Origin of the sequence: Gordonia sp. (in: high G+C Gram-positive bacteria), assembly GCF_047600565.1 — a bacterium.
In the GTDB taxonomy this organism is placed as follows: Bacteria; Actinomycetota; Actinomycetes; order Mycobacteriales; family Mycobacteriaceae; genus Gordonia.
Genome location: NZ_JASGKN010000001.1, coordinates 1,904,927 through 1,917,009 on the forward strand (window position 1 = coordinate 1,904,927; position 12,083 = coordinate 1,917,009).

The window sequence follows — 12,083 nt, forward strand, 5'->3', positions numbered from 1 at the left end:
GCTCCCACAGTATCGTTGTGGGTCGATACTCACCCGAACCGGCGCGTGCCGGCCAGAAACAGGAGAGAGCATGGAGTTCGAGGTCACCGTCGAGATCCCCAAGGGCGGTCGCAACAAGTACGAGGTCGATCACGAGACCGGGAAGGTGTACCTGGACCGTTACCTCTACACCTCGATGGGCTACCCGGCCGACTACGGCTACATCGACCACACCCTCGGTGAGGACGGCGATCCGCAGGACGCGATGGTCCTGCTGACCGAGTCGGTCTTCCCGGGCGTGATCGTCAAGGCCCGCATCATCGGCATGTACACGATGACCGACGAGGCCGGCGGCGACGACAAGCTGCTCGCCGTGCCGGCCGGCGACCCCCGCTGGGACAAGGTCCAGGACGTCACCGACGTCGACAAGTTCGAGCTGGACGCGATCGCGCACTTCTTCGAGCACTACAAGGATCTGGAGCCCGGCAAGGAGGTCCAGCCCGGCGGTTGGGTCGGCAAGGCCGAGGCCGAGAAGGTGGCCCAGGCCGCCGTCGAGCGCTACAAGGCGTAAGAGCCCGCAGACAGGCGAACGCCCCGACTCCGCAGGGAGTCGGGGCGTTCGCGCATCCGGGCTACTTCTCGTCGTCGGGGTCGGGACCGCCCACCGCGACGCCCTCGACGGCCGGAGCCGTGGTGCGCAGCGGCACCTCGGCCCACGTGACGGTGCCGATGATCGCGAGCAGCGAGACGATCGAGACCGCCAGGAACACGTGATCCATGGACTGCGAGAAGCCGTCCTTGATCGGCCGCGACAGATCGTCGGGCATCCGCTCCAGGATGGAGGTGTCCGACATGACGCCCGACACGGCCGGCCCCGGCGGCTGACCGGTCTGCGCGCTGGTGACCAGCGCCTGGCCGAACGCCTTGACCTGCGGGTCGGTGCTCTGCGCCGCCTGGCCGACGGCCGCCTGGAACGCCGGTTGGGTGGACGCCGACTTCATGTGGCTGGAGATGTTCGGCCCCATCAGCGAGAACAGCATGGAGAAGAACACCGCCACACCCAGGGTGCCGCCGATCTGGCGGAAGAAGGTGGCCGTACCCGTCGACATGCCCATGTCCTTGAGGGGCAGCACGTTCTGCATGGCCAGCATGAGCGGCTGCATGAGGTTACCGAGACCGATGCCGAGCAGGGCGGCCAGCAGCAGCACCACCCACAGCGGGGTGTCGGTGCCGATGTAGTGCAGCGCGAACGCGGTGGCCGTCAGGATGACCGAACCGACGATCGGGAACACCTTGTAGTGACCGGTGCGGGAGATCATCTGACCGGACACGATCGAGGCCGTCATCATGCCGAGCACCATCGGGAGCATCAGGATGCCGGCCATCATCGGGCTCGACCCGCGGATCACCTGGAAGTACTGCGGCAGCATCGAGATGCCGCCGAACATGACGGCACCGACGATCACCGAAACGATGATGCCCTGCGTGAACACACGGTTCTTGAAGATGCGGAGCGGGATGATCGCCTCGTCGCCCATCATGCGTTCGATCAGGATGAAGGCGATCAGACCGACCACGCCGATGGCGTAACAGATCCACGCCTTGCTCGACAGCCAGCCCCATTCGCGGCCCTGTTCGGCGACGATCAGCAGGGGTGCGACGGTGACTGCGACGGCCAGGGCGCCCCAGTAGTCGGTGCGGTGACCGGTCAGCTTCTGCTGGTCGTAGTTGAGGACCATCCACACCAGGCCGAGGGCGAGCAGGCCGATCGGGACGTTCACCAGGAACACCCAGCGCCAGCCGGCGATGCCCAGGATCGAGTTGGCGCCGGCGAAGAAGCCGCCGAGCACCGGGCCCAGGACGCTGGAGGTGCCGAACACCGCCAGGAAGTAGCCCTGGTACTTGGCGCGTTCACGCGGCGGCACGATGTCGCCGATGGTGGTCAGCGCCAGCGTGAACAGACCGCCGGCACCCAGACCCTGGAATGCGCGGTAGCCGGCCAGCTCGTACATCGACGTCGCCGAGGCGCACAGTGCCGAACCGACGATGAAGATGGTGATGGCCGCCAGGAAGAACGGCTTGCGGCCGTAGATGTCCGACAGCTTGCCGTACAGCGGCGTGACGATCGTCGACGTCACCAGGTAGGCGGTGGTCACCCACGCCTGCATGTCGTAGCCGTGCAGGTCGTCGGCGATGGTGCGGATGGCCGTGGACACGATCGTCTGATCGAGTGCGGCCAGGAACATGCCGGCCATCAGGCCCGCGAGGATCGTCAGGATCTGGCGGTGGGTGAGGTCGGGGAAGCCGCGTTCGGCGGCGGCTGGGGTGTCGGTCATCGTTCACCTTCTGCGATGGCGGTCGGGAGTTGGGATTCGGCGGCTGTGACGAATCGTTTGAGGAGCGAGACGAAGGTCTCGAGGTCGTCGGTGGTCCAGTCGGACAGCATGTCCGACGCGACGCGGCGACGGACGGCGACGAGGTCGGCGAGTTTGGTGTAGCCGGCCTCGGTGACGACGAGGCGGGTGGCCCGCCCGTCGTCGGGGTCGGCTTCCCGCCGGACCAGTCCCTCGTCGACGAGGTGGGACACCTGGCGGCTGACGGTGGACGGGTCGGAGAACACCGCCTCGGCGAGTTCGCTCAGCCGCATCGGGCGATGTTTGAGAGCGATGAGGGTCCGGAAGGTCGCCGGGTCGGCGGTGTCGCGGTTGTAGTGCCCGGCCTTGGTCAGGGCGCGTTCCCGCACGCGGAGGTACTTGCCGAGTGCCACGAACAGCTCGTCGAGCAGATGAGCGTCTTGGACCGGCATCGTCCCTCCTTCCGAGGATTTGCTTGCTACATGCAACTAGTTGCACCGAACAAGTATGCCTCCGAGTGCGCGAGGGACGCAAACAGCGGCCCCGAAGCGGGGCCGCTGCGCGAAGGAGGGGAACGGTCAGGCGAGTTCTGCGAGGGCCGCGAGCAGCCGGTCGATGTCCCCCGACGAGGTGCCCAGACCGAAGCTGACCCGGACCGCGCCATCAGGATGGCCGAGACGGCGCAGCAGCGGATGCGCACAGAACTTGCCGTCCCGCACGCCGATGCCGTGCCGGTCGTTGAGGTACTCGGCGACCGCACGCGGCGAGTGACCGTCCACGGTGAACCCGGCGATGCCGACCCGATCGGCGACGTCGTCGAAGATGTGCAGCCGGTGCACGTGCGGCAGGGCGTCGAGTCCGGCATCGAGGCGAGTCAGCAGATGATGTTCGTGGTAGCCGATGCGCTCGTAGCCGTGGTCCTTGATGGCTTCGGCGGCCGCAGCGATGGCCAGCGCACCGAGCACGTTGGGCGTCCCGGCCTCATGCCGGGCGGGCCCGGTGTGCCAGGACGTACCGCCGGCCAGGTCGACGTCGGCGGTCGCTCCCCCGCCGGCGAGGTACGGCGTCGTCGCATCCAGCCAGTCCGGGCGGCCGACCAGAACACCGGCGCCGAACGGCGCGTACACCTTGTGGCCCGAGAACACCAGGTAGTCGATGCCGTACGACGCGATCGACACCGGACGGTGAGCCACCAACTGGGCGCCGTCGACCAGGATCCGGGCGCCGTGCCGGTGGGCGACCGCCGACAGTGTGCGCAGCGGCAGCACCTCGCCGGTGACGTTGGACGCCGCGGTGATCGCGAGCAGAGCCGCCGGCTTGCGCAGCAGTTCGGTCTCCACCGCGTCGAGCGTCTCAGCGAGCGTCGCCCGGGACTCGACGATCCGCGCCCGCCCGGTCCGCTCCCACGGCAGCAGGTTGGCGTGGTGCTCGATGTCCAGCACCACCACGTCCTCCCGGTCGCTACCTGCGTCCACCCCGCTCCTTGAGCCTGTCGAAGGGAGCACGTGCGCGGCCAGGTTGGTGGCGTCGGTGGTGTTGCGGGTGAAGACGACGGCGTCGTCGGCCCGTCCGCCGACGAACCTCCGGATGGTGGCGCGGGCGTTCTCGTAGCGTGCGGTCGTCAGCCGGGACAGGTGTCCGGCGCCGCGGTGGACGCTCGAGTACTCGCCGAGAGCCCGGGCCAGTTCGGCGGCCACATCGGTGAGCGCGGGCGCGCTGGCCGCGTAGTCGAGGTTGGCGTAGGTGACCGTCTCCCCACCGAGAGTGGCGACGGTCTGGTCGGCACCGACGACGGCGGCCAGGGGTCCGACGGCGGGGCAGGTCTCATCGAGGGCGGTCATGGCAGGGCTCCTTGTGTTTCACGCTTGCCGTCGGCCGGTCGGCCGGCGGCCGGGTCGTCACCCGGAGCACCCCACCGTGATGAGGGTTGCCGACCAGCGAGCCGGGGCTTGACGCTGGTACTCGTGACCCGCGTCCCACGCTGCCCGATCCGGTGGACCGCGGCGAGGGTTGTGCGCACGGCGGTTCTTACTCGTGAACAAGGTCATATGAGGCTTACCTAATCCGCTGCTAGCCTGGGGCTCGTGGCGACCACCTTCATCCTCGCGCGGAACGGCTCCGCGCAGATCGGCACCGGTTCCGCGGCCGGATTCACGTCCGTCGACGCGGCCCGCCAGGCCCTGTCCGACGGCTCGGTGCCGGCGGTGACGGGCGCTTTGGGCTTCGACACGAGTGGGCTCGCCGCACTGACCGCTCCCGCCGAATGGGCGCCCGCGGCGACCGCGCCGCCGGCCCGCGCTCCCCGTCCGGCCACCGCGCAGACGATCGCCGAGACCACCCCGGAGGAGCACCGCGACCGCGTCGAGCGCGCCCTGAAGGTGATCGACGAGGGCACCGTCGACAAGGTGGTGCTGGCCCGCACAGCCGAACTGCTTCTCGACGGCGCCGTCGACCCGGCCGATCTGGTGTCGTCGTTCCTGCACGTCGGACGGGAGGCGACGGCGTTCGGGGTGTCTTTGACGCCGGCCGGCCGGGACGGGCACTGGCTGATCGGTGCGAGCCCCGAACTGCTGATCCGAAAGCAGGGGAACGTCGTGACCGCGCACCCGTACGCCGGGTCGGCGCCGCGCCTGGCCGATCCGGACGCCGATGCGGCGACGAGCCGCCGGCTGATGGAGTCGCCGAAGGATCGCAGCGAGCACGCCTTCGTGGTGAACTACCTGCGCACCCGATTGGCCCCGTTGTGTACCGAACTCGACGCCCCGGCCGAGCCGTCGCTCGAATCGACCGGCGAGCTGTGGCATTTGGCGACCCCGATCCGCGGCATCCTGGCCGACGACTCCGTGACCGCGCTCGACCTGGCGGCGCTGCTCTCCCCCACCCCTGCCGTCTGCGGCACCCCGACCGCCGCGGCCGCCGACCTCATCAGCGAGCTGGAGGGGCCGCGCGACTTCTATGCCGGCACGGTCGGCTGGTGCGATGCGAACGGCGACGGCGAGTGGCTGGTGTCCATCCGATGCCCTGGAACTGGCCGCCGACCACCGCACGGTCACCACGTGGGCCGGCGGCGGCATCGTCGCCGGATCGGATCCGGACGCCGAGGTGGCCGAGACGGCCACCAAGTTCCGCACCGCCCGCCGCGCACTGGGTCTGGACTGACCCTCACCCCGACTGCGTCGCCCTGCCGCCTGCCGCCTGCTGTCAAAAAATGGCGCCCAGCCGCCGTCCGGGGGCAGATAGCCCCCGGCACGCCCCTCCTCGCCATTTCTGTGCGGGCGGCCTATCGCCGGAGGGTCAGCCGAGCGCCTGATCCAGGTCGCGGATCAGGTCGTCGGTGCCTTCGAGACCGACGGACAGGCGGACCATCGAGTCGGTGAGGCCGATGGCCGCACGGCCCTCCGGACCCATCGCGCGGTGCGTGGTGGTGGCCGGATGGGTGATGAGGCTCTTGGAGTCGCCGAGGTTGTTGGAGATGTCGATCACCTGCAGGCCGTTGAGCACCTCGAAGGCACGTTCCTTGCCGCTCTTGCCGGGCTGGTCGCCCAGTTCGAAGGTGATGACGGTGCCGCCGCCGGACATCTGCGCACGCGCCAGGTCGTACTGGGGGTGCGACGGCAGGAACGGATAGATGGCGGTGGCGACACGCGGATCGGCGTCCAGGAACTCGGCGATCTTCAGCGCACTCTCCACGGACTGTCCGAGGCGCAGTTTCAGCGTCTCCAGGCCTTTGAGCATCACCCAGGCGTTGAACGGGCTGAGCGCCGGACCGGTGTGGCGCATCAGTTCGCGCACCGGCCCGCCGATGTACTCCTCGGTGCCCATCACGGCGCCGCCCATCACCCGGCCCTGGCCGTCGATGTGCTTGGTGCCCGAGTACACGATCACGTCGGCGCCCAGGTCCAGGCCGCGCTGCAGCAGCGGTGTCGCGAACACGTTGTCGAGCACCACCTGCGCGCCGGCGGCGTGGGCCATCGCCGACACCTTCTGGACGTCGACGAGGGTCTGCATCGGGTTCGACGGCGTCTCGAAGAAGACTGCGGTGGTCGGCTTCGACAGCGCCTCCTCCCACTGCTGGAGGTCCTCGCCGTCGACGAAGACGGTCTCCACACCCCACGCCGGCAGGATCTCGTTGCAGATCACGAAGCACGAACCGAACAGGCTGCGGGAGGCGACCAGCCGGTCACCGTTCTTGAGGAGTGCGCCCAGGGCGACGAACACGGCGGCCATGCCGCTGGCGGTCGGGAACGCCGCCTCGGTGCCTTCCAGCTGGCGGAGACGTTCGGAGAACATCTCGACGGTCGGGTTGCCGTAGCGGGTGTAGACGAAGCGGTTGTCTTCGCCGGTGAAGGCCCGTTCGGCGGCTTCGGCGGTGTCGTAGACGTAGCCGCTGTTCAGGTACAGCGCCTCGGAGGTCTCGAAGAACCCGGACCGCATCAGCCCGCCACGCACCGCGATCGTCTCCGGAGACACCCAGTCGGGCAGCTCGGTGCGCTGTGCCTTCAGCTGATCGGTCATTTCTTCGGTACTTCTTTCTTCTAGGACTGTCGCCAGGGCAGGTTCTCGGCGCGCCAGCCGGTGCCGCCGCGATGGCCGTCGGCGTCCAGACCGCCTTCGAATCCGTCGAGGACGTTGTAGGCCTCGGCGACGCCGGCGGCGGTGGCCGCTTCGGCGGCGCCGATGGAGCGCTGGCCGGAGCGGCAGATGAAGTAGACGCGGGAATCGTCGTCGACGCCGGCGGCCCGCAGTTCGTCGACGAACCGCGGGTTGAGGGCGCCGTTCGGGAAGTCGATCCACTCGATGAACACGGTCTGTTTGCCGAGCGAGGACACGTCGGGCACGCCGACGTAGTTCCATTCGGCGCGGGTCCGGCAGTCGACGAGGACGGCCTTGGGGTCGTCGCTGAGCGTCTCCCAGGCCTGCTTGGGGGTCACGTCGCCGGCGTAGCTCACTTGCAGACCTTCCACTCGTCGCCCTGCTTGCGCACGGTCAGGTCGGTGGTGGTCTCTTTGGACGCGTCGTCGCGATGTTCGTGCACGGTCACGTGTGCGACGTCGCCCTGGATGTCGACGTCCATCTTCGGCACGACGAGTGCGCCCTGCGAGTTGCGGGCGGCGCGGTTGTCGTCGTCGAACTGCTTCTCGGTCGGGAAGTCGGGGGCCTGCAGGTCCTTCTCGCAGGTGCTGGCGCGGTACTGGCTGTAGTCCAGCGAGTTGCGGGCCGTGTATTGGTCGTTGACGGCGTGCTGCACCAGCGTCGAGTCGTTGAGGCGGTCGGCGGGCGGCCAGAAGATCGCCACCAGGGAGATCACCAGGACCAGGATCGCGACGAAGCCGAACGCGAGGAAGAAGGGCATGGCGTCACGCCACGTCTTCGGTTCCGGATCGTTGTCGATGCGGCCGTCGGGTTCGATCAGGTCTTCGACACGCTCGTCGGGCGTCTTGTCGTCGGTCATGGGGTCCAATGTATCGGGGCTGTCGGGACGTCCTGGTGGCCGTCCACCCTGACAGTGGTGACAGATCGCGGCGGCAGCGTCAAGAATTTTGCTCACGATCGCCGGGGTGAGGGAACCCTCAGTTCAGGATTTGTCGGCCCGGCTCAGCAGCGCATACCGTGGACGCATCCCTGTGTCGTCAATTCAGGAAGCGACTGAGAACTTATGAGTGACACCAGCCGCCCGCTGCGCGTGGCCATCGTCGGTGCCGGTCCTGCCGGTATCTATTGCGCCGATGCGCTGATGAAGTCCGATGAGCTCGCCGAGCGCGGCGTCAGCATCGACTTGTACGAGCGTCTGCCGGCGCCGTTCGGTCTGATCCGGTACGGCGTGGCACCGGACCATCCTCGGATCAAGGGCATCATCACGGCCCTGCACAAGGTGCTCGACAAGCCGCAGGTGCGCCTGCTCGGCAACATCGACTACGGCACCGACATCACGTTGGACGATCTGAAGAAGCACTACGACGCCGCAGTGTTCTCAACCGGAGCCACCGATGACCGGAACCTGGAGCTGCCGGGCATCGATCTGGACCGCAGCTACGGCGCCGCCGAGTTCGTCGCCTGGTACGACGGCCACCCGGATTTCCCGCGTGAGTGGCCGCTGGATCAGGAGAAGGTGGCGGTGCTGGGTGTCGGCAACGTCGCCCTGGATGTGGCGCGCGTGCTGGCGAAGACCGGCGACGAGCTGCTGCCGACGGAGATCCCGGACAACGTCTACGAGGGTCTGAAGAAGAACAAGGCCGTCGAGGTGCACGTGTTCGGCCGTCGCGGTCCGGCGCAGGCCAAGTTCACGCCGCTGGAGCTCAAGGAGCTCGACCACTCCCCGAACATCGAGGTGGTGGTGAATCCGGAGGACATCGAGTACGACGAGGGTTCGGCTGTCGCGCGGCGGACGTCGAAGATCACCGATCAGGTGGCGACGATCATCGAGAACTACGCGATCCACGAGCCGAAGCAGGGTGCGATCCACAAGCTGTTCCTGCACTTCTTCGAGAACCCGGTGGAGATTCTGGGTGAGAACGGCGAGGTGGTCGGTCTGCGTACCGAGCGCACCGAGCTGGACGGCACCGGCAACGTGAAGGGCACCGGTAAGACCACCGATTGGGAGGTGGGCGCCGTGTACCGCGCGGTCGGCTACCTGTCGGACAATCTGCCGGACATCCCGTTCGACAGTCAGGCCGGTGTCATCCCGAACGAGGCCGGACGGATCTTCGATGACGGCAAGCATCTGACCGGTCTGTACACGACCGGCTGGGTGAAGCGCGGCCCGGTCGGCCTGATCGGCCACACCAAGGGCGACGCCAACGAGACCGTCGAATGCATCATGGAGGACATGGCCGGTTCGGCACTGAACGTGCCGGACAGCCCGTCGGAGGAGTCGGTGATCGAGCTCCTCGAGTCCCGCAACATCCCGTTCACCACGTGGGACGGCTGGTACCGCCTGGACGAGTACGAGCGTGGCCTGGGCGCGAAGGAGGGCCGCGAGCGCAAGAAGGTCGTGTCCCGCGAGGAGATGCTGGCCGCGTCGGAGCCCGACAAGGCCTGACCCGACACGAGAAACGGTCCGTCACCCATCGGGTGGCGGACCGTCCTCGTAAGAGGGTCGATCAGGAGGGTGTTCCGGTGCCGCTCTTGTCGGCGTCCGGCGGGGTCACGTCGCTGCCCTGGCCCTGTTCGTTCTGCTGGTTGACGTTGAACCAGATGCCGTAGTTGTTCATCGGGTTCTCCACCTCTTGGCCGATGGTGTAGCCCGAGATGGACGACGGCCAGCAGCCCTTCACCGTGGTGTTGACGAGGTAGTAGTACTGGTTCGCCTTCAGCAGTCCGGCGGGCTGGCTGCCGACCTTGACCAGCCGGCTCGCACCGGCGACTTCGGTGATGGAGACGTTGTGCATGTCGCTGCCGCCGATGTTGCGGACCGACAGTTTGCGGATCATCCGCCAGCCGGGCAGGTTGTCCCAGTTGGGGCCCCAGCCCTTCCAATAGCAGGTCACTTCGCCGAACAGGGCGAGGTCACCGGGAGTGGCAGCGTGGGCGGGCGCCGTTTGAAGCGCTCCCCCACCACCGATCAGCGCGGCCGCACTCGCGGCGACCGCCATGCGCTTGAATCTCATGGCCGTTCCTTTCGATCGCTCTCTCGGACCCCCTGACGATTCCCAGTGTGTGCCTGCTCACAGGGGTTGTACAGCGATGAGCATCGATTCGTGACCTGACCGAGAGATGCGTCAGGGGCGGCGAACCCCTCGGATCGCCGCCCCTGACGGACGTTCAGTCGTTCAGAACGAGATCATTTGTTCGGGTTGAGGTACTTCTTGGTGTCGACGTTCTGCCAGTAACCGGCGTTGTTGAACGGGTTCTCGACCTGCTGGCCGATGGTGTAGCCGGAGATGGAGGCCGGCCAGCAGCCTTTCCAGGTCTGGCTGACGGCAATGTAGGTCTTGTGGCCCGGCAGGACACCCGGCTTCTGGCCCTTGACGGCGGTCCACTTGTTGGCACCACCGATTTCGGAGACGGTCACACCGGTCATGGTGCCGTCACCGAGGTTGGTGACACCGAGGAAGCGGTGCATCTGCCACACCGGGCCGGAGTTCCAGTTCGGGCCCCAGGGCTTGAAGGTGCAGGTGACGCCACCGATGATCTGCAGATCACCCGGGGTGCCCGCATGGGCGGGAGCAGCGGCGGCGATGGCGCCAGCGCCGACGACGCTCGCAGCGGCGACGGTGACCGCGGCACGTGTCAGGGTCTTCTTCATAGTCAAACCTTTCGTTTCTTCCAGCGATCCCGACCCGGGAAGTCGCCTGTTGTAGGCGCGAGGGTTCCCCCCTCATTGCCTTTGGGACAACCCACAGTGTGCGCGTCCTCGGTTAGGTATATCGTCCAAATCACAGAGAGCGTTACGCAACCGCTCAGGTTTGCGTAACGCTCTCGTGTGGAGAGGGCTCAGTCGATCAGCCCTGCGCCGGCGGGACCATACCCCAGTCGAAGTCGGCGTTGGGCGCGCTGAACACGTTGTCGATCTGATCGCCGATGGCGTAGCCGACGATCGCGTACGGAGCGTCGCAGCCGCCGCTGGTCTCCGAGACGACCACGGACTGGCCCGGATCGAGCGTTCCTGCCGCGATGTCGTCGGTCGAGCCGACCAGAACACTCCCGACCTTCTCCGGCTTGTTCTTCTCCAGCTGCGGAACGGTGATCTCCGGTCCGGCCACCGTGCCCACGCGAACACCGGTGATCTTGGTGCCTCCGACGTTCTGGACGGCGACCGCGCGATAGGCCTGCTTGTCCTTGCAGACCACCGAAGCGCTCACCTTCAGGTCACCCGGCGTATCGGCGTGCGCGGGAGCCGCGGCGAGAACGGTGCCGGCACCGACGACGCCGGCGGATGCGGCGATCAGCAGCGAACGAGAGACGGTCTTGTTCATGGGTTCCTCCCCCAAAGAAGATGGGCTGTGACCCGGGAACCCTCGAGCCACAGCCCATCCTGACACCCGCCGATGGCGGTCACAACCGTTCGATCAGCGGAACTGATGCGGCAGCACCGTGACGACGCGCGGCGCGATACCCGACTCGGTGGCCAGGTTCGGGCGGTTGAGAAGGTCGTCGCCCTGCTTGGCGGTGGCGTACGCGACGATGGCGTACGGCTCCGGGTTGCGGCAGCCGGCCGCGTTCTGCGAGATGACGAAGTTGTCACCGGCGCCCAGGACACCGGTCTTCTTGATGCCGCTGCGCGACGAGACGGTCACACCGTTGGTGCGGTACGACGCGTCGGCCTTGACGGCGCGCGGAGTGATCTCGGCGCCACCGATCTGACCGGCGCGGACACCGGTGAGGGTGCGGCCGCCGGTGTTGACGACCGAGACCAGGCGACGCGTGGTCTGGGTGGTCTTGCCGGTCTTGGCGTCCTTGGTCTTCTGGCACACGACGGTGGTACTGACCCACAGGTCGCCGGCGTTGGTGGCGTGCGCCGGAGCGGCGGCCAGCAGAGTGCCGGCACCGACGGCGCCGGCAGTGGCCGCGACGACCAGCGAGCGCGTGATCTTCTTGTTCATTCGGTTCCTCCTGAAACAGATGGACTGCACCCCCGACGAGGCACTCGTTCCATGTTTCCACCGAGCGATGTCACGAAACAAGCAAGCTGAGCCTCACCATCATCATTGGTCACACCTGTGTCGCTCATTTCGGATGTGCTTACTCGGCCGAGCAGGCACATCCGAAACCAGTGGGCGAGCACTCGAAACGAGGAGGCGACACCCGCCT

Annotated in this window: 13 protein-coding genes and 1 riboswitch; of the genes, 3 read left to right on the forward strand and 10 right to left on the reverse strand. The window is 67.4% G+C overall.

Translation table 11 applies throughout. The features are described from left to right. Nucleotides 1–70 precede the first annotated feature (70 nt). Nucleotides 71–550, forward strand: a complete 480-nt coding sequence (locus tag QM774_RS09310) for an inorganic diphosphatase (RefSeq protein WP_414975610.1) — start codon at nucleotides 71–73, stop codon at nucleotides 548–550. 61 nt (nucleotides 551–611) lie between these two features. On the opposite strand, the gene QM774_RS09315 is transcribed toward QM774_RS09310, so the two are convergent. The 3 genes from QM774_RS09315 to QM774_RS09325 all read right to left on the reverse strand — a co-directional run bounded on the left by QM774_RS09315 (nucleotide 612) and on the right by QM774_RS09325 (nucleotide 4,174). Beyond that, nucleotides 612–2,315, reverse strand: coding sequence for an MDR family MFS transporter (locus tag QM774_RS09315; RefSeq protein WP_414975611.1), 1,704 nt, complete (start codon nucleotides 2,313–2,315; stop codon nucleotides 612–614). Next, nucleotides 2,312–2,785: a MarR family winged helix-turn-helix transcriptional regulator gene (locus QM774_RS09320; protein WP_414975612.1), complete on the reverse strand. Its 474-nt coding sequence runs from the start codon at nucleotides 2,783–2,785 to the stop codon at nucleotides 2,312–2,314. Before QM774_RS09320 ends, QM774_RS09315 begins: the two co-directional genes overlap by 4 nt. Nucleotides 2,786–2,911: 126 nt before the next feature. Further along, nucleotides 2,912–4,174, reverse strand: a complete 1,263-nt coding sequence (locus tag QM774_RS09325; RefSeq protein WP_414975613.1) for an aminotransferase class V-fold PLP-dependent enzyme — start codon at nucleotides 4,172–4,174, stop codon at nucleotides 2,912–2,914. Nucleotides 4,175–4,189: 15 nt separating this feature from the next. After that, nucleotides 4,190–4,303: riboswitch (SAM riboswitch) on the reverse strand. Between the two features lie 114 nt (nucleotides 4,304–4,417). Here QM774_RS09325 and QM774_RS09330 point away from each other — a divergent pair. Then, a complete protein-coding gene (locus QM774_RS09330; RefSeq protein ID WP_414975614.1) occupies nucleotides 4,418–5,710 on the forward strand; it encodes an isochorismate synthase in 1,293 nt (430 codons plus the stop codon). On the opposite strand, the gene QM774_RS09335 is transcribed toward QM774_RS09330, so the two are convergent. The 3 genes from QM774_RS09335 to QM774_RS09345 are packed head-to-tail and all read right to left on the reverse strand — an operon-like array spanning nucleotide 5,628 to nucleotide 7,785. After that, on the reverse strand, nucleotides 5,628–6,848 hold the full coding sequence (locus QM774_RS09335; protein WP_414975615.1) for an O-succinylhomoserine sulfhydrylase: 1,221 nt from the start codon (nucleotides 6,846–6,848) through the stop codon (nucleotides 5,628–5,630). The genes QM774_RS09330 and QM774_RS09335 overlap by 83 nt on opposite strands. Nucleotides 6,849–6,868: 20 nt before the next feature. Next, nucleotides 6,869–7,282, reverse strand: a complete 414-nt coding sequence (locus tag QM774_RS09340; RefSeq protein WP_414975616.1) for a rhodanese-like domain-containing protein — start codon at nucleotides 7,280–7,282, stop codon at nucleotides 6,869–6,871. Beyond that, entirely contained in the window at nucleotides 7,279–7,785 is a 507-nt protein-coding gene (locus QM774_RS09345; RefSeq protein WP_414975617.1) for a hypothetical protein, read from the reverse strand. The genes QM774_RS09340 and QM774_RS09345 overlap by 4 nt, the downstream gene beginning before the upstream one ends. Nucleotides 7,786–7,989: 204 nt before the next feature. Between QM774_RS09345 and QM774_RS09350 the strand changes: the two genes are divergently transcribed. Next, nucleotides 7,990–9,372, forward strand: a complete 1,383-nt coding sequence (locus tag QM774_RS09350; protein ID WP_414975618.1) for an FAD-dependent oxidoreductase — start codon at nucleotides 7,990–7,992, stop codon at nucleotides 9,370–9,372. Nucleotides 9,373–9,433: 61 nt separating this feature from the next. On the opposite strand, the gene QM774_RS09355 is transcribed toward QM774_RS09350, so the two are convergent. The 4 genes from QM774_RS09355 to QM774_RS09370 form a co-directional block, all read right to left on the reverse strand. Beyond that, the gene (locus QM774_RS09355) at nucleotides 9,434–9,940 is read right to left on the reverse strand and encodes a hypothetical protein (RefSeq protein ID WP_414975619.1); all 507 of its coding nucleotides are present in this window, start codon (nucleotides 9,938–9,940) and stop codon (nucleotides 9,434–9,436) included. A 173-nt stretch (nucleotides 9,941–10,113) separates the two neighbouring features. Next, nucleotides 10,114–10,578: a hypothetical protein gene (locus QM774_RS09360; protein ID WP_414975620.1), complete on the reverse strand. Its 465-nt coding sequence runs from the start codon at nucleotides 10,576–10,578 to the stop codon at nucleotides 10,114–10,116. Nucleotides 10,579–10,774: 196 nt separating this feature from the next. Then, complete coding sequence (locus QM774_RS09365) at nucleotides 10,775–11,248, reverse strand: hypothetical protein (RefSeq protein ID WP_414975621.1); 474 nt, start codon at nucleotides 11,246–11,248, stop codon at nucleotides 10,775–10,777. A gap of 93 nt (nucleotides 11,249–11,341) precedes the next feature. After that, entirely contained in the window at nucleotides 11,342–11,875 is a 534-nt protein-coding gene (locus QM774_RS09370; RefSeq protein WP_414975622.1) for a hypothetical protein, read from the reverse strand. Nucleotides 11,876–12,083: the final 208 nt, after the last annotated feature.

Coding starts and splice junctions, on each gene's coding strand:
- QM774_RS09320 (WP_414975612.1), bottom strand. CDS start 2,785: ATGCCGGTCCAAGACGCTCATCTGCTCGACGAGCTGTTCGTGGCACTC.
- QM774_RS09310 (WP_414975610.1), top strand. CDS start 71: ATGGAGTTCGAGGTCACCGTCGAGATCCCCAAGGGCGGTCGCAACAAG.
- QM774_RS09345 (WP_414975617.1), bottom strand. CDS start 7,785: ATGACCGACGACAAGACGCCCGACGAGCGTGTCGAAGACCTGATCGAA.
- QM774_RS09355 (WP_414975619.1), bottom strand. CDS start 9,940: ATGAGATTCAAGCGCATGGCGGTCGCCGCGAGTGCGGCCGCGCTGATC.
- QM774_RS09335 (WP_414975615.1), bottom strand. CDS start 6,848: ATGACCGATCAGCTGAAGGCACAGCGCACCGAGCTGCCCGACTGGGTG.
- QM774_RS09365 (WP_414975621.1), bottom strand. CDS start 11,248: ATGAACAAGACCGTCTCTCGTTCGCTGCTGATCGCCGCATCCGCCGGC.
- QM774_RS09370 (WP_414975622.1), bottom strand. CDS start 11,875: ATGAACAAGAAGATCACGCGCTCGCTGGTCGTCGCGGCCACTGCCGGC.
- QM774_RS09360 (WP_414975620.1), bottom strand. CDS start 10,578: ATGAAGAAGACCCTGACACGTGCCGCGGTCACCGTCGCCGCTGCGAGC.
- QM774_RS09350 (WP_414975618.1), top strand. CDS start 7,990: ATGAGTGACACCAGCCGCCCGCTGCGCGTGGCCATCGTCGGTGCCGGT.
- QM774_RS09315 (WP_414975611.1), bottom strand. CDS start 2,315: ATGACCGACACCCCAGCCGCCGCCGAACGCGGCTTCCCCGACCTCACC.
- QM774_RS09325 (WP_414975613.1), bottom strand. CDS start 4,174: ATGACCGCCCTCGATGAGACCTGCCCCGCCGTCGGACCCCTGGCCGCC.